Origin of the sequence: Litchfieldia stipae (genome assembly GCF_014837155.1) — a bacterium.
Lineage (GTDB): Bacteria > Bacillota > Bacilli > Bacillales > Bacillaceae_L > Litchfieldia.
Window position 1 is genome coordinate 86,557 of sequence record NZ_JACYHA010000009.1, and the last position, 19,578, is coordinate 106,134.

At 34.8% G+C, this 19,578-nt stretch carries 14 protein-coding genes; all 14 read right to left on the minus strand.

What is annotated here, in order from left to right:
* Window positions 1-41: 41 nt before the first annotated feature.
* Window positions 42-1,871 carry a TnsD family Tn7-like transposition protein gene (locus F7888_RS12280; RefSeq protein ID WP_191779888.1) on the minus strand — a complete coding sequence of 610 codons (1,830 nt, stop codon included), beginning with the start codon at window positions 1,869-1,871 and terminating at the stop codon, window positions 42-44.
* Entirely contained in the window at window positions 1,868-3,487 is a 1,620-nt protein-coding gene (locus F7888_RS12285) for an ATP-binding protein (RefSeq protein WP_225228765.1), read from the minus strand. Before F7888_RS12285 ends, F7888_RS12280 begins: the two co-directional genes overlap by 4 nt.
* Window positions 3,471-5,597, minus strand: a complete 2,127-nt coding sequence (locus F7888_RS12290) for a Mu transposase C-terminal domain-containing protein (RefSeq protein WP_191779890.1) — start codon at window positions 5,595-5,597, stop codon at window positions 3,471-3,473. The genes F7888_RS12285 and F7888_RS12290 overlap by 17 nt, the downstream gene beginning before the upstream one ends.
* Window positions 5,581-6,429, minus strand: a complete 849-nt coding sequence (locus tag F7888_RS12295) for a TnsA endonuclease C-terminal domain-containing protein (protein WP_191779892.1) — start codon at window positions 6,427-6,429, stop codon at window positions 5,581-5,583. Before F7888_RS12295 ends, F7888_RS12290 begins: the two co-directional genes overlap by 17 nt.
* The gene (locus F7888_RS12300) at window positions 6,422-6,775 is read right to left on the minus strand and encodes a helix-turn-helix domain-containing protein (RefSeq protein WP_191779894.1); all 354 of its coding nucleotides are present in this window, start codon (window positions 6,773-6,775) and stop codon (window positions 6,422-6,424) included. Before F7888_RS12300 ends, F7888_RS12295 begins: the two co-directional genes overlap by 8 nt.
* A gap of 111 nt (window positions 6,776-6,886) precedes the next feature.
* Window positions 6,887-7,456 (minus strand): tyrosine-type recombinase/integrase, encoded by a 570-nt coding sequence (locus F7888_RS12305; protein WP_191779896.1) that lies wholly within the window; start codon window positions 7,454-7,456, stop codon window positions 6,887-6,889.
* Window positions 7,457-7,619: 163 nt separating this feature from the next.
* Window positions 7,620-8,513 carry a hypothetical protein gene (locus F7888_RS12310; RefSeq protein ID WP_191779898.1) on the minus strand — a complete coding sequence of 298 codons (894 nt, stop codon included), beginning with the start codon at window positions 8,511-8,513 and terminating at the stop codon, window positions 7,620-7,622.
* A gap of 131 nt (window positions 8,514-8,644) precedes the next feature.
* Window positions 8,645-9,727, minus strand: a complete 1,083-nt coding sequence (locus tag F7888_RS12315) for a four helix bundle protein (RefSeq protein WP_191779900.1) — start codon at window positions 9,725-9,727, stop codon at window positions 8,645-8,647.
* A gap of 264 nt (window positions 9,728-9,991) precedes the next feature.
* Window positions 9,992-10,468, minus strand: coding sequence for a hypothetical protein (locus F7888_RS12320; RefSeq protein WP_080848945.1), 477 nt, complete (start codon window positions 10,466-10,468; stop codon window positions 9,992-9,994).
* Between the two features lie 214 nt (window positions 10,469-10,682).
* Window positions 10,683-13,841, minus strand: coding sequence for a DEAD/DEAH box helicase (locus F7888_RS12325; protein ID WP_191779902.1), 3,159 nt, complete (start codon window positions 13,839-13,841; stop codon window positions 10,683-10,685).
* A complete protein-coding gene (locus F7888_RS12330) occupies window positions 13,841-14,050 on the minus strand; it encodes a hypothetical protein (RefSeq protein WP_080848947.1) in 210 nt (69 codons plus the stop codon). The genes F7888_RS12325 and F7888_RS12330 overlap by 1 nt, the downstream gene beginning before the upstream one ends.
* Before the next feature lie 365 nt (window positions 14,051-14,415).
* Window positions 14,416-15,141, minus strand: coding sequence for a M48 family metallopeptidase (locus F7888_RS12335; protein ID WP_080848948.1), 726 nt, complete (start codon window positions 15,139-15,141; stop codon window positions 14,416-14,418).
* A 14-nt stretch (window positions 15,142-15,155) separates the two neighbouring features.
* Window positions 15,156-18,263: a type I restriction endonuclease subunit R gene (locus F7888_RS12340; protein WP_191779904.1), complete on the minus strand. Its 3,108-nt coding sequence runs from the start codon at window positions 18,261-18,263 to the stop codon at window positions 15,156-15,158.
* A 51-nt stretch (window positions 18,264-18,314) separates the two neighbouring features.
* Window positions 18,315-19,577: a restriction endonuclease subunit S gene (locus F7888_RS12345; RefSeq protein ID WP_191779906.1), complete on the minus strand. Its 1,263-nt coding sequence runs from the start codon at window positions 19,575-19,577 to the stop codon at window positions 18,315-18,317.
* Between the last annotated feature and the right edge of the window lies 1 nt (window position 19,578).

Genomic DNA, 19,578 nt, shown 5'->3' on the forward strand with positions numbered 1-19,578 from the left:
AGCGTTTTAAGTGCTAATTTATCTTATAAAAAACATGGCTTTTATAAATACGATTGAATAACATCATTAACTTCTTCATAAAACTCTGCTTTAATAGCAGCTTTTCTTAACACCTTCCATGCCTTAATAACCTCTCCCTCCTCTTTCATCTTATTTATAACATGCTCTACTCTTCGTACACGAAAGTCCTTTTCTGATTCACAAACTTGTTCAATAAATGCCTTTGTTTCTGGTAGCCTATCCAAATGTTTTTCTAATAAGGCTCTTTCACCAATACCGTCTCCAAGTGTCTTAACCGTGATTCTTATTGGCTTATTACCAATGTTTCTAAGCTCAATTTCGACCATTTTTAACTTATTTAATATTTCTTGATCCCTTTCCACCCAATTCACTCGGTTATATATAGATTTTTCATTTTGAGGATTCGGGGAATTTCTGTTTAGCCACTCTCTATCATGTCGGTACAAGGAGGCGTATACCGCTGGGCTTAACCTTCTGAGTTCCGTCTTTGAAAGATTAGGGAAATTCTTTTGAAGTTGCAGCCATTCAAAACGACGTTCTTTTACTAAATCATTCTTTTTAAAGGCTTCCCCATTTGGGGCAATTTTGGTATTCATTATCTTTTCATACTTAATCACCGTATTTGGGTCAACACCTAGCCGCCTAGCAATTTCACGATAACTCATGCCTTCCTCTATCAATGATTCAAGCTCTTTTTTCCAAAGGAAACCAAACTCCATTATTCGTGTATATTTGTAACGATCCTTTTTCTCTTTGTCCTTCCCCTTCCTAGTATAAGAAAATCCACAATTGGGACAAGTAAATCTCCCAATTGGTTTCTTTGTTTTCTCACACCTTCTGATCGTTACCGCTTCAATGATGCTCCTCCTATGTTCTGGACATATAACATTTAAACATGGCCAATTCGGTTGACCAAATGGATCATTTTCATGAGTAGTAGTTTCAAATACTGCATTCACATCCAAACCAAGGAAGTTTAGCAACAATATGTGATGATAAGGGTGAAAAGACTTTCGATGTTTACGAGAAATACTGGATAACCATTGTCCATCATCCACATAGAGACTTTTCAATAATTGCTCAGAGTAATATTTTCGAAAGGCATCTTGCAACTTCTTCTGGTTCACCCGACCATTAAAGTTAGCAAATCCATTTTTGATTAAATGATGACGGTAAAATCCAGTAAAGTGGGAAAAGGACTGAGATTGATATTGTCTATTTAGTAAATATTCAGCCTGAATGATGACATCCCTTAACTGTTGTAGAGCATCTCCATTTATTATCTTCACTTTGCTCAAATCACAGCTACTTGTAGTCGGCAATATGAAAGCATGTTTATTAGAATGGATAATTGGTACCTTACTATCCTCTAACCATAACCCATGTTTTGAACAAATGAGCTGCCCAGGTAATTGGTGTATACGGTGCCAGTACAACTCACCATACATAGAAAGATCTTCTTTAGCACATTCAGAACAATATTTTAGATATTGATTTTGAGGAATAGCACTTGCCATAATCCCCGATTGCATGTAAATTCTCTTTCCGTCATCACTTATCATAGATTCATAAATGGATTGAGCCTTTTCTGTTGGTAAGAACACTGTATAAAACGGGTACATCGTATGTGCCTCTATAAGTGCCTGTGCAGTTAAGGTCGTGTTTTGTGGTAAATGCTGAACAAGAGATTTAATCCCTGATGGCAAAAATGCTGTAGCACTTATCGTCCTCTTACCAAACAAGTCTTCCAAGGTATGTTTCCAAAAGACATTACCAGATCTGATGTGATAACGGGCAATGATACTATATAAAAGCTCATCTGGATACGGTGTTGGAAATTGTATAATCATGATACATCACGCTCTGGATAATCTTGCTTTATTACACCAGCATTTTGTAAAGCATGATACGCAGTTAATTGTTGTTCTTTACCTTGTTTTATAATAGTTCTTAGGTCATTTTCATTTACTACATCATTACTTTTCTCAGTATTATTTAATAACAGGAAAGCATCCTTTACGATTAGAAGGAGATCCTGAGATTGATTGCTATTGCTTTCTGAAACAACTCTTTGTACAGTATCACTAGCAACTTCGTTATCAATTCCAAGCATACTTAAATGGAAAACAGCATCATCCAGTAATTTTGATTGTTCATTTTTTCGTTTTACTCCTTCTTTTAGGGAATCCATCACTTGTTTTTGATTAACTATAATTTGTTCTTGTTCCATGAAATCCTCAATGTTCGGTAGTATCAAATCATCGTATTTTGCTAATTTACTAAAGTCTTTACTCTTTAGTGTTTGCAGCATCGGTTGGACCATTTTTAATTCCTCTTGAGCAACTTGTTTGATTAAAGGAACCGTTACTTTTTCCTTACCACTGCTAATGGCACGTAGTTGGACCATCATGTAGAGCTTAATGGCGATGTCGGCAACTCCCTGAGACTCAGAATATAATGTTGAAGAAAGCTCTTCAGTAAGAGAAACTTCTTCATTTGTCCATTGATATTTCCACATCCCCTCAATAAATAAATCCCAAACAGCATCCTCTTCAAAGCGATCCCACATAACATTCCCCATATTAGTGCTCCTTCGTGCTTGTCTAAACTGAGATTGCAAAACATCCATAGCCTTTGGAGTTCCGACCATAATAAGTGGGATATTTATCGTATTAATCAAGGCAGTAAAGAAATTTAATACTTGTGTGGATCTGGAGCTTTTCACGCCCTTTAGATGCTGTAACTCATCTAAAAACAGCATACCTAGGTTAATATTCTTAGCAATTTGAGCCATGATGGGCATTAACTGACTGGTCGACAATCTACTATTCGCATATCTATTAAAGTAATTCGAGCCTAGCAATAGATCAACTTGATACATAAAATCATAAATGATAGTTTTTACTGAACCATCAAAGGGGGTCTCGATTTTTAAATATGTAACTTGAAAATGGTTTAATGGTTTACCATTGTACGAAACATGAGAAATCACTTGTGGAATGGTTTGCAATATCCTCTGTAAAGTTCGGGTTTTACCTACACCTGAAACACCTACTATACTAAGAGTCTGGCCTGTTTGGATGATTGAGTTATCAAAAGATTTATTCTGTATGTTGTTCCAGTTATCCACAAATCCCTGTGCATAAGTTCCACTTACAGGATTTCGATAAATATAGCCAGATCTAATTAACCGTGAAATTGATGACTCTATTTTTAGATGGATGGGGATGGCTTGAAAGTAATGCAGTAACCTAGAAATCAAATGTACCCGTTTATGGTTTTCCAAATTTCTTTCTTCCTTGTTGTAATGTGGATACATACATAAATGATCTATTATCTCTTCCTGAGAATAAATCGGGGGCAAAGCCTCAATAAGAGGATTGCCTTGATATTCTAAAATTTCCTGTTCCCTATATTCAGCAACTTGAGCCTTTGTCCCATTATTTAATTCAACTATCTCCATCATTAAGCACTTCCTTCTGCTTTTTACGAAATATATCTAAACCATTTTTTGGTTCAATAGGAGAGCTAACTGACTTTGTCACTTCCTGATTAATTACTAAAACATTATTAGCTCCTGGCTTTCCTTTCATTGTCTCCCGCTCTATTTGACGATTTTCTCTTATATTCTTTATATCTTTAGGTACCTTACTATTTAGAGTTTGGCTTTTGGCTTCTTCCTTCGCCTGTTTAACAATTTCTTCTATATCCTGAGCAAGCTGAATCGCTCCATTCATACCACCTTCCTCAAAATCGGTTTCTTGTTGCCGCCTATTTTCCTTGAAGCTAACTATCTCTTCCAATTTTGCATTGTGATACATTTCATATTGTTCAATTAAAGAACAGACTTCATATTTCAGCCTATCTATCCGAATATAAATATTTGCCATACTTTGAGGATCATAATGTACATCTATTTTCCAGTTTCCTTGAATACGAGCTTTAGAAAACCATCGTTCTTTTACTGCTTTAGGGCATGTATAATAAAGACCACAAAAGTGTATTCCTCTTGGGTTCACGGTTGCTTGAGATTTTGGATAGATATTGCTTCTAATTGCATCTAAAGGCATAGTCCTTAGCAAACCTGTCCCTTTACGTAGTCCCCAATTAAAAATTTCTATCGGTATAGGAGGAACCTTTTCTTCTATCATACTTTGAGTTAAAGGATAGTCTGATAGATAATTATGATTGTTATAATATAGAACGGTGCGGACTAAAACCTGAGTGTATTCTTTTAGGTTTAGCACCGCTTTTTTTCTATAATCTTGTCCACCACGTTTCATATAATCCTTTTGTACAGCCCCTGGAAGAAAAGGAGACAGATGGTTTTGCAGAATACTAAAGAAAACCTCACAAGTTCCTTTTAGCTCTGGGCGATAACTTCCAGTATTCTGTATTTTAATGTTCAGATCCTCTACCACTTGCGTCAATTCATTAGAAATCAATTCACTTCCACGATCTGCTAAAATGGTATGTGGAAGGTAATGAATAGGCCACTCATTTTCATCAATATCCATATCTAGTGTTCGTTTGCAAAAGTCCTTTTTATTTGCAAAAGTGTTAGCAAGGGCGATCCTCAAAGTATTACCTGACATATTTTCGATGCCAGCATATACTGACACGATACATCTGGAGAAAATATCCACTGTTAAATAGATTAAGGGACGGCCAATTACATTATTCCTATCCAAACTTGAAACCAAGTATATATCACCTACTGTTCCGTCAATGGCATATGTACCAATCCCCATCGAATCTTCCGTTGCTGACCCGGTAATGCCACGATAGTTTTGTAGAAATTCTCTCCTTCCTTCCCTTTTATGAATGGCATCCTCTGGCTTGTACAGTTTCCGATACCAATAATAGAATTGATCATATGAAATGATGGGCTTTTTAACGTCTAACACCTTATAATTGGACTTTTCATCCTTTACGGAGAAATATTCTTTCAACATTTGTTGATAGGCATATTTTAATGAAGGCTTCGAACGGATAAAGTAATACTTTTCTAGGCTTATTCTAATGATTTTCTTCCATTCATCATTTATTGATTCCCTTTTAATAGAAGAAGAATATACTGATGGCCTTCCAGTTTTCTTTGAGTAAACCCGCTCACCAGTTTGCTGGATGCCACAACTATAGTAGTCAGGTAATAGAGCGTTTTTAACCATACCTCTTGACCAAAACCTTTTTAGATAATGACGAACTGTTTTTGAGGTAATTCCAAACTCCTTACTTGCAGTTTTAATTAATCCTGCCCTACGTTTCGGAATAAAGATATTAGGTATTAAATAGATTTGATTAATCACCTTCCATGCTCTTTCACGTTTTTCTATTTCTGTTTCTGATAGATTTCCTTCATCTACATGAATAGCCCAGGGGTCATGATCAACCTTTACAATCTCATCACTTTCAATGGATAACTCTATATTGTGTATTTCCTCACTATATGGAAAAGATGGTGGATCAATGTTAACTAGATAACAAAGGTCATGCTCATTATCAATCCAAACTATTCTCTGTATCTGATTTTCATTTTGTTTGTTTTGCAACAGATCATTAATTGCCAACTGCATGCTTTACTTCACCACCCTGTTCATTTGAAACTTCGACATGGTAATCTCCAATTTGATTTGTTAAATAGATTTTCTTGGTTAAATCCATTTTTACTTCTTTAATCGCTATCAGATGTTTAAACAGAATCAGCCCCAAACCTTCATCTAATTGATATGTTTTCTCTATTCTGGTAAACATTCTTTGAAAGGTTTCGGAGGGATTCGACAAATACTCAAACATATCTGTTTTTAGAAAAGCTAAATTAGAAATTAAGTCTGGGTAATCTCGAATATCATAGGCATTTAATGCCCAACCAATATTTCTCGCTAATTGCCTATTAATTTCCTTTTCTGTGACAATTCCAAAATCAATACCATTTTTTTCGAAATACCTTCTTTGCAACTCCATCCTCTGAATTGTTGACTTTTTTTCAAGCTCTTGTGATTGTTTAATTATTCTTGCTTGATAAAATGGCTCACCCTTATTTCCTTTCCTTGTAACCAAAAAGGAAACTGTAAAGATATGTGGAACTTGAGTCTTCAAATCAAACAACTTTTTTACAAGATCCTCATCCACTGATAGATTCTGGTCGTGAAAATCCAATAGAGGGTACTGCTCACGTATGTCAATTACTTGATCGTCAAATTCCAAAAGGTAGAAGTAATATAGCTGCAAATCACTTAACAAATGATGAACTCTTTGAGTAGTAACACTCCCAAATATTCTTGAGCTTCTACTTTTACTACTAATATCCTGAACCAGTAGCCAGGGTTTATAGTCTTTTCCTATTCCTTGACCACGTTTTTCCTTTAGAAATCTATTGATCGTTGTTTCGTTCCATTCTCTAATCATTTGATATTCCCCCATTCCCTCTTTCTTGAAGAACAATGTGCACATTTTCAATTGCTGAATCAACAGTTATTTTGAATTCACATTTAAAAAGGTTAGAGAACTCATACCAACTATTAAATGGAGAATAATTTTTATCCTGTGGATTGTTGGTGTAACATAACTCATCTTTTATTAAAGTTAATTGCCTACGAATTAAATAACGCAAGAACTGCATACCTGTAACTCTTTGGAATTCAACCGAAAAATTCGCAAAAGAATATCCCGTTAATTTCTCCACATGCTTATTGCAAATTTCATCGTGATAATGCTCATCAATGTATTGAATGACAGCATTAATTTTATCCATCGTAAAATTTCCCTCCTTAAATAGAAAAAGGCATTTGTTGCATTGACTTTTGTCAAAACGGATTGTTTTTTTTCTCCGAATAACAAAGTCAGCAACAAATGCCTATTTTTTTTATAAATTAACCTGTAAGTACAATTCATCAAGATCCTCTTGCAATATACCAAGATACCTTTTAGTTTCCGCAACGGATCTATGATTTAGGGCTATACATATGTAATCAAGGGATATTCCTTTCTTAAAAGCAAAGAAGCCCCAAGTTTTCCTCATGCCGTGTGTTCCAAATCTTTCTTTTATTCCTACCATATCACATGCTTCATTTAACATCGACGCAGCATATTGTCTTGTAATAGGCTGATTTGTTCCTTTTCTACTGGTGAAAAGGAAGTCATCCTGTTTTTTATCAGGAAACTCTTTCATAAACTCTTTAATACTTTTCGCTAAGTTTGGCGTAATTGGAAAACGTTTATATTTGCCAGTCTTCTTTTCGTTCACTTCAATAAACTCTGTTGGCTTTCTATCATCCCATACTTGGCTCACTTTCAACTTCAGGATGTCGGAAATTCTTAGAGCTGATGAAATACCAACCATAAAAAGCAAATAATCTCTTTTATTTTTTCCACGAAGGTATCCTTTGACTGCTTCAAGTTGTTTTAAATCCCGAATCGGTTGAACAACCTTCACTTTTGTTCACCTCCTGTATGAATCTTACATATTCATTGTATATTTCTACTTGTGTAAGATTCAACAGCCTAGAGGCAAAATACAAAAATAAAAATGCTGATTTAATAGTGTTCCTTTGTTTACTCCGCAGGGTTTTGTAAAGTAAAGAATCCTCACTAGGATTCTAGCGAAAAATAGTTTCAAAAAGACTTTTAGATTCCAAAACTATTACCTTAGTATTCTCATTAATAACATAAAAAGTTTCGTCCTCAACAATTAACCTGAATGAAGGGTTAATTTGCTTGAATCCATTTTGAAACAGGAAATCGGACATATTCTTATGATTTTCTTTTAAGGATCCTTCCATATCTCTCAACGTTCGAAAGATATGATCTGTTTTCGTTGTGTGATTTATATTGGTTCGAGCAGTTGTTATACCACCTCCAATTAACCCATAAACATCTCCATCAATTTCCACTAATGAAAGGCTGCCCGCTTTCCTCATTTCTGAAAAATCTTTATCTGTCATTTTTCTTTCTAACGAAAAGGCACCTTTATATTTATATGGTTCAAGCAAGTAAGGCCAATTTCTCTTAACTATTCGCAACAATTCTTGCTGCGAAAATTCTGTTCCATCAGGTAATTTATGTTTGGTTACATCTATAAAATAGACATTATTATTGTCAATCATGAAAAATAATAGGTAGTCTGATCTTTCTACAAATTTCTTTCCTTTTTTCGGCATACTTAAATGCAAATGATGAATCCCCCAATCATATAGAAGTAAATCTTTTTGTGAAGGCTTAATACTTTTTTTACTTAGAAAAATACTTACATCTTTCCCATTCTTAAACCTATTTTTAATATGATGTAAACATTGTTTGTAATAATCATCTAATACGCCCCCACTTAGCTCCTTTGATACTTTAACGTTTCTTATTTTAGGCTCAATTATTTTATCCTTTAAATTGAAAAACCGGGATAATAAAGTATGGGCATCTCCATTAGGAGGGTTTATACCTTTTTCCTTATAAGCCTGCAACATTATTTCTGACAGGTCCTTAACGAAATCCACCATTTATCACCTCTTTAATTAGATATTACAACAACTCTAAGAACTTATGAACCAATTGATAACAGTATTAATATACCTGAAATTAAATAACAGAAAGGATAAAGAGCATAATATCTCCTTACCCTTTCAAAAGATTAACTCGCTTTTTCATCGCTGATGTTTGACATTTTCGTTGTAAGTACATTCCGTATAGAAAACCTCAACCCATCAATCTCTTTTAAGGTCTCCTTCGAAATAATACCTTTGTTCAAGGATGTTTCCAATAAGCTGTCGAGCCCTTGTAACGCCTTTAATGAATCATTGAAGAAACGAAACTTTTTGGGTATATACAATTGATGAGCTTCTGCGATATTGGCAACACATGAAGTGGAACATTGTCGCATGCCATATAAAAGATCTTTTTCCCGCCAATATTCTCGTTGCCTTGTAATCTCATAGATCCTTTCCACCAGCAATAGAGCATTCTTGTATGCACCAAAATTATTCACATTTGGAGTATAAGGGTTAGGCAAATCTATCCCCTTTCCCTCATTATCCTTTAAGTGACATAGGGTTTTGGTTAAGATGGATACCACTTGGTTTACCAAACAATCCAAATCATCATATTGCTCTTGTGTTATATATTTTTGCCCCAATGAAATTTGTAACCATGCTGAAGTTTCTTTTGCCGACCCAATGCTCATACTATATTGGGAAAACTTTTCACCAATATATATCTGTTCTCCTATAGCGATTCTTTCTTTTATTGATTTAGCACTCCTATGAATTTGGTCGATAACATGTTTCTTTTCATATGAGGGAAAACTTTTACATAGTTCAATAATCTTTTCTTCGAGTTCTTTGGCCTTCTTATAACCGATGAATTGCTTTACATCTCTTACATCGAGGTGTTGTTGTTTTTTGGTTTGTTTTTCTTTTTTTACAGGTACTGGATTTAATGAATATTGGTTGAGTGGTGTTGTAGCAGATTCATTCGAGGGCTGTAGATAGGGGATGCCATCAAGGTTATCGTAAATTTGATTGGCTCTATACTCATTCAAATAATGATCAATCAGTATTTTCTCACCATCAGACATATCTTTCAAATCTTTTAGAACCCAGATTAACCCTCTGTCTGCAAGTTCCTTTAAGCTAATGTCAATATCAAAGATACTGTAATTTTTTAATTCTCGGTTCTCTCGATATTTTTGTTGAATTTGTGTAATGACTTGATTCAACTTAAATCATCTCCTTAATCTATCGTGGTAAAAAGGAGATAAAAATCTTGAACATAGCTTCTTATCTCCTTTTGAATTTCACTAATTAGTGGACCTATTCTATTTGTTTTCATGAGGAAGAAAAAGTGTTTTATCTTTTCCATTATTGTTACCTCATTTTAGTACCTTTCTCCTTGAAATAATCACCTTTGAGGTTCTACCAAGTTTGATCCCTACTTAATTTTAAGAATCAAATTGTATGTGCTCAACTTTTGGATCCTAAACCTATTCAAAGAACATCGGTTCTTCATCTAATTCAATACATAGTTCATTCAGCACAGCGACTGCTTCTTCGTTACTTAAAGACTGATCTTGTGCAATAATTCGGTGTAACCTACAATGGACTTTTTCACAACTAGGGCAATAATCGTATTCAGTTACTGCAAAAACAACTAGGAGTCTACCCTCTTCTGTTAGGAAGATTTCCTTTTCCATTTCAATATTGCCGTCTATACCTTCTTGCTGAAATTCTTCTGAATTATACAGAAGATAGCCCATTAGAACATCACCATCGTTTCCAATGTAAAATTCCTCCTCATCATAATTCCAATCGTCTCCCGTTGCATTTTTGGGAACTGGTTCAAACTCTAGGTTGTTTTGTCCATTTATCAGTAGTCTTTCGATTGTTTCCTCCATTGTTAGAGAATTATCTTTTTCCTCAGCAGTTTGATAATTATCAAATTTTACTACGTTATTTTTCATTTGTTTATGTCTCCTTTTTTCTTTTTGGTTTCCTTCTATAATTCTATTGTATATAGTCACCGGGGTTAAAAAGTTGCCTGCCAAGTCACAATTAGACTTTTTTGAGTAATTTTTTATAAATGATAAACGCAACTAATTTGTAATAGGTTAAAATTTGTATAATAATAAGTGTCTTTCCGGAATAGAATACTAGACCCACAAGAAAAGGAAGTTGCTATGCAACTTCCTTCATATCTTCTTCTATGGTTTGCAGACCATAAGTGAGGGTTATATACTGTTCATCCTTGAAACCATGTAATGTATAGAACTTCTTACCATTTGATGGTTTTACTTCGATGTTGAGTAGTTTTTTAAAAGTTTGGGGCTTGAATCGGCTGGCATCCAGTTCAAGTCCTTTTTCCTTGAGTTTTCTACCAAGACATTTTTTCAAGAAATCACTCACTTCATCACTGAGCTCAAACGTAAGTCTTTTTTTACTATTCTTGAATACTTCATCTAACACATCCACCAACTGAACTTGTAAGGTTACTTTTTTTCTTCCTCTAATGTCCTTAATCTCCTCAATGGCTTTTAGGTCATCAACATAGCAATATGTTTTGGACTGTGATGGCTTTTGATGGGCTTTAAACACTTTGCTAACCACTTCATAATCATGTTCTGTTTCAAGAAAGTAATTCAAGTCCTTTTTACTTCCACCCTTTAAGATATTACGAACAAGTTCAAGTTCTCCATCTTTTCTCCCTGCCATATATTCTTCCTTTAATTGATTGAAATAGCTTTCATTGGAGGCTAATTGCTTAATGATGCTTTTAGAATCACCTTTGATTTTATTGTTTTTCAGTAATTCATTTTTGTTCACCGTTACGGATTCATTCGAATCCGTAAACTGGCACCTGAATTTAGCCTCCAATTCTTTAATGAGGGAACGATAATTATTGTAATTGTTGTAAGTTTTTATCATAATTCCCTCAGATTCAATTGCTGGGTAGTTGATACGTATACTACCATCATTATCCGAATATACCCCGCAGTTGCGTTCTATTTCATCCAAATCACCGATAACAGGAACATCCTCACCCCGTAACATTTCAATGTATTTCTTGGAGTTTTCAGCCTTCCTTTTCTGCTCTTCCACATAGGCATGGTATCGGAAAACATTACCTTGTTTATCTGATGAACTTTCTTGGAAGAAAATCTTGAAAGCCTCATATGACTCTACTTCCTTACTTACTCTATAACGATTAGACATCTGCACCAAACGTGTAAATTCATGATTCATACTGGAACTACTACAGTACACCCATGTTTCAGCCTGTTCATTGAATCCTGATACAATGCTAATTCCAGCACTCATCGCTGTTGTTCCAAGGATAACTTGAACATCCTCCGGAATAATCCCTGATTCGATAATGGACAGCTCTTCTTCACTCCTAGCTTTCTCTTTTTTGGAATAAACACCAACCCCTTTAATTCCCTTCTTTTCCAGGTCCTTTTTATAGTCCTCGATCAACTTTTTATTTTCAATGAATACCAGAAGTTTTCTCGTTGGATTCTTTTTGATTGCTTCTCTAATTAGCTTTAGCATCATTGAGTCGACTTCATTGGTATCTTTGCCGGACAGGACTTTATATCCAGCCTGACGAAAAGGTTTTTTTCGATTCTTTTGTGTAACCTTGATAACCAAATCATAAACACCTTCAATGGTTAGACTCTCGGGGGTGGCTGTCATGTGTAAAACTACACCACCATTTTTCATATGCTCTTCTTCTTCCGCCAAATACCTTTCGATGGTATCGGACTTAAACGTTGAGTCATTAGCTAACATATGGCATTCATCGAGAATCATGATACGATGGTGTTTCAAAACTTCTAACGTTGCTGCAGCATAACCACTTCGGCTCACTCTTTCCCCCTCTACCAGCTTCATGTCAAGAATTACATGTGCATGATCAGGTGTTGTAAGGAACTTATCATTAGCAGCAATCACGCTTTCTCGTTGCCCCTTAATCATTTCATCGGAACCCGTTAAGACGGCTGACTTTTCCGTTGTAAAGTTTTCCTTTAGATTGTTAATTAGGTTTCTCCTTGGAATTGACATGATTGAGTAAGATAAACTACCGATACTTCTGTAGGTCTTTTTGAGAGACTGTAATCTATCATTAAATTCATCAAGTACATCCAAAGTGAATTTTGACTTTCCAATTCCGGTATCCCCAATAAACAAAATACGTTTTCCAGGATTATTCAGTACCAAATCCTTAATTTCCCCACAAACCTGAACATTGTTTGAAAGATAGCCTTCAATCTCCCATTCCTTATCAATTCTCATTTCATGTTTCTCACTTAGTTGAAAAATTCCTTTTGTGTCAATACCAAACGTGTGCAAATCATAAATGAAACTCCCCATCGTCCTTTCACAGTATCCATACCTTTCGAACTTATTGAATTCTTCACGATAGGCTCCATTTCCATCATCAATGATTTCACATAGCTGATATGCTTGATCCCTGTTAATTAATCTTTCAAGCATCATGCTATAAAAAGTCTGTAAGAGATTAGACCATTCTTTGTAATCATCAATAAATGGCATTTCTTCAAGAGCCTTAACAATAGCATCATAGTTAACCCCAATTGTTTGGAATTGATTATTGAAGCGTTTGTCGGCTAATTTTCTTGCGACTTGTTTATCACCAACTTTTCTTTTATTGGTCTTCATTTTTTTCTTTTCTTCATGGAATTCGTCAACATAAGGCTGGAGGTTTGTCGGTTTTTGTTTCTTGTTAATGTGGACCTTTTTACCAGAGGCATAAATTAGCTTTAGCAAATGTTGGCTTTGGTCAAAGGAAATACCTAGTTCTTGTTCCCAATACTCCATTCTTCTCTTGTACGCATAAGCCCAATGCTCATACGAACAGTTTTCTAATGGAATGACCCGTTCATATACGTGGTATCGGGGATCGCTGAAATCATCACTACTTGAGAATGATCTTTGAACCATATAGAAGTTTTTAAACAACTTCTTTTCTAGCTCCTTTTTTCTTTCATAGGATAAATGCTTTATGTCATCTATATCGTATTCAATAATATTTGACATAAGGCCTTTTACTTCATCCCTTTTATTTGGTGAATCAAAATAGTTTACCACAAGATGTGGTGTACCAGTTTCTAGGATATTATGTGCAAATTCGTATTCATCCATATGCCTAAACTCTGTTTTGTTTCCGATATTTACGGATTTGAAGTAGTTTTGCATTTTTGCTGCATCAATTTTTGATGGTTTTGTTTTGTATCCGTGAGTGTATGGAGTGATCAGTAGATCGGTTTGAGGAAATTGAGGAGTTTGTGAGGATTTAGTTTGGGGTGCTTGACTCATTATTTATCACCCCCAATTGAGGAATTACTTATTCCTTGTAAAACGCTGAGCCAATGTTGAACCTGGTTTAGCCCATATTTTTCTGTTAATCTAGCGTAATGCTTCAAACCCTCATAAATTTGTTTTGCTTCTTTTGGTGACTTTACGTTTAACTCAACAGCCTTCTTTGTGTAAAACTCTTCACGGTATGACTTATTTGCTTTTTTCATATCTATCACTTCCCTTTCATTTGATACTTTATGATAGATAGGTTTTGAAAAGATATAACGCCATTTTTTGAATTCCGTGTTCGAGCATGGTTTGAGCTACCAACCCCTAAAATCTTGTTTGGGTTTTTATCAAATTTGGCTGAGTATAAACCTAATAGTGACAAGTTTTGAGGTTTTGTATTAAATACAGACACCATTTTTCGTCACTGTTTGGTAGATTTGCTTGAACTCTGCATACTTTCGTAAATAAGACCCCACCACTCACCTTTTAAGGGTGGCAAATAAAAAGGAACCAGCAGCAACCGATTCTCCTAACTCATTAATAAATAAATAAAAAGACAGCCCCTGATACGGAAACTGTCCCTTTACATTTCTTTTACTATCTCTTCATCCAAAATCTTCTTTCGCTTCTCCCAATCAGGCATAAGAGTATAAAGCATGTTATAGAACTTTTCACTGTGATCATTGTATTTAAAATGGATTAATTCATGTAAGATTACGTAATCAATACAATGCTTCGGGGCCTTTATTAGTTCAGTATTTAGTTGAATGATGTTTTTATCTGTTAACGCTGATCCCCAGCGAGCTTTCATCATACGAAGGGTAAGAGTTGGTTTTTCAATACCATATTTCTCTACCAATGGTGAGAGTTTATTCATGGATTCATTAAACACTTTAATAGCCTTTTCCCGGTACCAATTATCCATTAATTGTTCTTTTCGGCTGTAGTTGTTTGTTTCCTTTACCAACAAATAAATAAAACCCCGAAAATACTTTACTACTTCATCATCTTCTACCTGCTGAACACGCAGCCGATATTGTTTACCTAGATATTTAAAAGATTCGCCACTTACGTATTCTCTTTTACTTTGGTAAATTGGCTGAACGTCTTCGAAATGCTTCACATGTTTTAGTATCCACGATCCTTTACCCTTTACAAAATCATATATATAAGTAAGGGGGACCTTTTCGTTTGCTGAAACCTCTATTGTCATATCAGGCTTAATATTGAGGTTAACATTCTTCACATTTTTTCGTTGTATTGCAAAATCTATTGTCTTATTGGCGTATTGTATTTGATGTCTTTCCATGTTGTTCACCACCCTTAATAGCGTCTAAGAGCAATGGTTTTTATCTGCTCAATAATCTTATCAATTGTATCAAAATCTAGGTCAATTTGATATTTATTAGAAAAGTCAAAGAGTAGATCGTCTAGGTCTTGTGCAATTCTGTTATGGATTTCAAGGTTATTATGCCAATCAACCTTCTGGTGTTCTTTAACTACTGCATCCATCTTTAAAGCTAAATCACCGATAGGATCTGAACCATAAGATGAATGACTTTCTTTTATTTGTGCCATCAAATCTTTCGTTACTCCATAAAAGGCTTGAGCATTTCGGTTTTCTTTAATTGCTTCTGGATAATCTTCGGTTGATTCTCCCTTTCGGTAATCTTTCATGATGTCTTTCATTTTGTTAAGGTATTCTGCTTCCGATATGCGTTTATCTTTATATTCTCGAATTGCTTCTTGAATCCTTTCAGAGAACCTCTTATAGTATGCAGGATTTTCATCCCACTTAGCTCTGACACTTTTTGTTAAACGAGTTCGGATGGCATCAGCCTTTGCCCGTTTAGATTCCAGCCTTTCTAATTCTTCTTCGAATGCCTTTTCATTTAATATATCTACAGGGTTTGTAACTCGGATTACTTCTTCTGCTGAAATATAGTGATCCATTAACATCTGCATTTTAGCTTCATATTCTTTATGATCAATTGTATCTGAATAACGATATTTAACATTTTTCCTAAGCTCCTGAAAAAACTTTAGATCCTGTTTGTACTTATTCAATTCTTCTGATGGAAGTGCATTATAGATTTTCTCAGATTCCAATGCAATTCCCAAGTTTCTTCCGAAGTTACTTAGAACACCATAAAATGTTTCCCTTCGCTCTTCATCCTCTAACCAGACCTCGAATTCTTCCAAATCCTGTTTGTTCCTTACTGGTGCAAAAATTTGTAAAAGATCTGAATGGTACTGCCTCAGTGAACCAATAATACTGATAACATCGTAGATAGCTCCATCCAAATCTTTCGGATCGAAATTTTCTAAACCAGAGCCTGAATACATTTGCATCGCCTGGTCTAGCTTTTCCAAAAGGCCCCGATAGTCAATAATAAACCCATATTCTTTTCCTTCATAAAGGCGATTAACCCTTGCAATTGCTTGTAGGAGTGTATGTTCTCTCATTGGTTTATCAATATAAAGCACAGTTGCCCTAGGTGCATCAAAACCAGTTAGCAACTTGTCTACAACAATTAGCAAGTCAATATCGTTTCCATTTACAAATTCATCTTTGATGGCATCTTCATATCCTTCAGGTGTTTCATACCGATTCATCATCCGCTTCCAAAATCGTTGTACTTTATCTTTTGACTCCACATCAACTACTTCATGCCCTTCTCGTTGATCTGGTGGAGAAATAACAACAGCACAATTCAAATCACCTAGTTCTTCAAATGCCTCTAAATACCGTATTCCCTCAATTTTACTATTTGTGGCCAGCATTGCTTTAAATCGACTACCTTGAGTCTTATAATTAGTTAGGAAATGCTCATTTATATCAAATGCAATCATGCTTAAACGTTGATTAGAAGAAGCAATTCTCTCAAACTGACTCCATTTATTCATGACTGCTTCCTTCTGTTTGTCGTTAAGGTGTCTAGTAATCATCTCAAGTCTATTATCAATCGCTTTCTGATTAACAGACTGATCTACCATTTTGCCCTCGTAAAGTAGAGGCACAATCGCTTTGTCCCTTACACCATCAGCAATCGTATAAGTATGAATGAGCTTACCAAACTTGATCATTGTGTTCTTTTCTTTTTTCATTAAAGGCGTTCCTGTAAAGCCCAAATAACAAGCATTAGGGAAAACCTTTTTCATTTTGATGTGAAGCTCCCCGTACTGAGTTCGGTGCGACTCGTCAACAAGGACAAAGATGTCCCTTGATTCTATAGGGTTTTGCTTTGACGATGCTGTATCAAACTTATGAACCAATGTCGTAATAATATCTGCATTATTATTGTTAATTAAATCTATTAAATGATTGCCTGATGTAGCCCTGTTGGCCTTTAATCTTGTATGACGAAAGGTTTTATGAATCTGTTTATCCAATTCAACACGATCCGTAACCACTACTACCTTGGGATTATGCTCCCACAATTCAGAAAGAATATATTTTGCAAGCATTACCATTGTTAGTGATTTACCTGAACCTTGTGTATGCCAAATGACACCACTTTGGCGGTTCCCATTTTCATCTTTCTCTTCAATCGTTTTAATGATTTCTTTGATTGCAAAGTATTGCTGATAACGGGCAACCTTTTTAACATCTTTATCAAATACAATGAAAAATTGGGTGATTTCTAATAAACGTTCTGGATGATATAATGAAATGATATTTTTATCTTGAGTGGTCGGTAATCTTTTCTCTAAGGCTTTACTTAACCAGGCATTCAACCACTCTTCTTTTTCTTCCTTCCAAACCGACCAAAACTTTTTAGGGGTATTACAGGTCGCATATTTTGTTTCATTTTTATTCGTAGACATCACTATTTGGGCATACTTAAACAATTGCGGAATATAATCTTTACCTTGATTCCGAATCATTTGACTGATTCCTTGTTCCATGGATATAGATGCTTTTTTACATTCAATTACTGCAAAAGGGATACCATTCACAAACAGCACAATATCTGGACGGACTGTTCCACGACCATCCATCCGCTCTACCTCAAATTCTTCTACAACATGAAATATGTTTTTTTCAATATTAGTCCAATCAATAAACTGAATAGTAAAGGATTTTTTAGAACCATCAGGTAGAAATTCGGTATATGTTCTACCATTCATTAGAGTTTCAAAAATTGATTCATTTGTTTTTACAAGTCCATTTGACAAAGGTTCATCCAAATCACGAATTGCTTGTTGAATATTAATATTACTGAATTTATATGTTTTTCCTTTATACTCATAGGAGTTCATTGAATGTAGTTTTTCAACTAACACATCATTTAGGAGAACATTATGCAAATTTCCTCGTATATGATTAGCTTCCTCTGACTGAAGTTTTTGATAACCTATTTCCTGAAGTAATTCGACTGCAGGGATTTGGCTACTTATTCGTTCACCGTAAATCTCTTCAGTTTCCATATTCACACCTCCGTTTCTAAGATAAAGATGAAAAGGTTTTTGGTACTACACCTATACCCGAACCTTACCTATTAGAAGTTGTTGCATAAGGCCCTTCTTTTGAAGTTTTATAGCTTCAAGTTCCTTCTCTAAAAGATCTAATTCCTTTTTACCTGTTTGTAAAACAAACATAATTCTATTCTGTTCTTCTATTGATGGGAAAGGTATTCTTATTTTAGAAAAATCGTTCCACCTTAAACTACCTCTTCTATCTACCGATGCTGACATCATTGTTTCAAATATCCTTCTATAATTTTCGGTCTTTAATAAAGCAAACAAAAACTCATTATTAATATTGCTTTTGGCTCTAAATACTGTGTACATAGGACTCACCAGACCATAATCATAATCTCTTTGCAGGCCTATTGATCCCTCTTCAATATGATTAGTTGCATATGCAAATTCATTTTTTGAAACCACTTTATATTTAGATAAACCTGCACTAAAGACTTGTTTTCCGAAGTATTTTAACGAATCCACTAATCCATCATATTTTGTACAGGAAAGAACTACATATTTGTTATTATTTTTATTTACTGTAGTCACTTGGTTAGCTATTTCGCTAATTTTTACAAACTTCCAATCCCTTGGAATTATAAATCTCTTAACTTTCTGATACCCATTAGGCGGGAGTCCTTTATTAATCAATATTTTTCTTTTATCTAATTCTTGGTTAGAGCTTCCTCCATCTATATCACTAATACGAATATGTCCCCACAGCAACCTCTGCATAAGCCCTTTTTGTTGCTTGCCTTTCTGTTCTATCAGCTTTTCTTTTAATTCAATGGATTTATCCCAAACTTTTAAAATATTTCCGATTCCCTCACACACCTTATTTTCTAATGGTAGGTATATAAGATCATTTAATATGTCACTTCTTGAAATACCAGGAATCAGACCAGTGGAATCCGAATTATAATGTTTTTCTCTCATCTGAAGATTGTAATAAATAAAGTCCCTTAATTTTTCAGGTGTTCTAATAGCCATTAACTGTCTGCCTATACCATATTCCCCATCAGATATTATTACTTTTCCAACCCCAGAACCTTTTACTGTTATTAAGATGTCACCCTCTTTACAGACAATTTTAGGTTTATTTGTGTATTTTGTTATAATAATTTGACCGTTATGAAAATCAGCAGGACCTGATATATATGGAATACCAATTCCCTCAGTATTATAATTACTAGAATCTATATGCTGACCAGAAAATAATTCAATAACCTCACCCAATTTAATTTTTTTCCATCCAATATTGTTAACAACAGTCGTCATC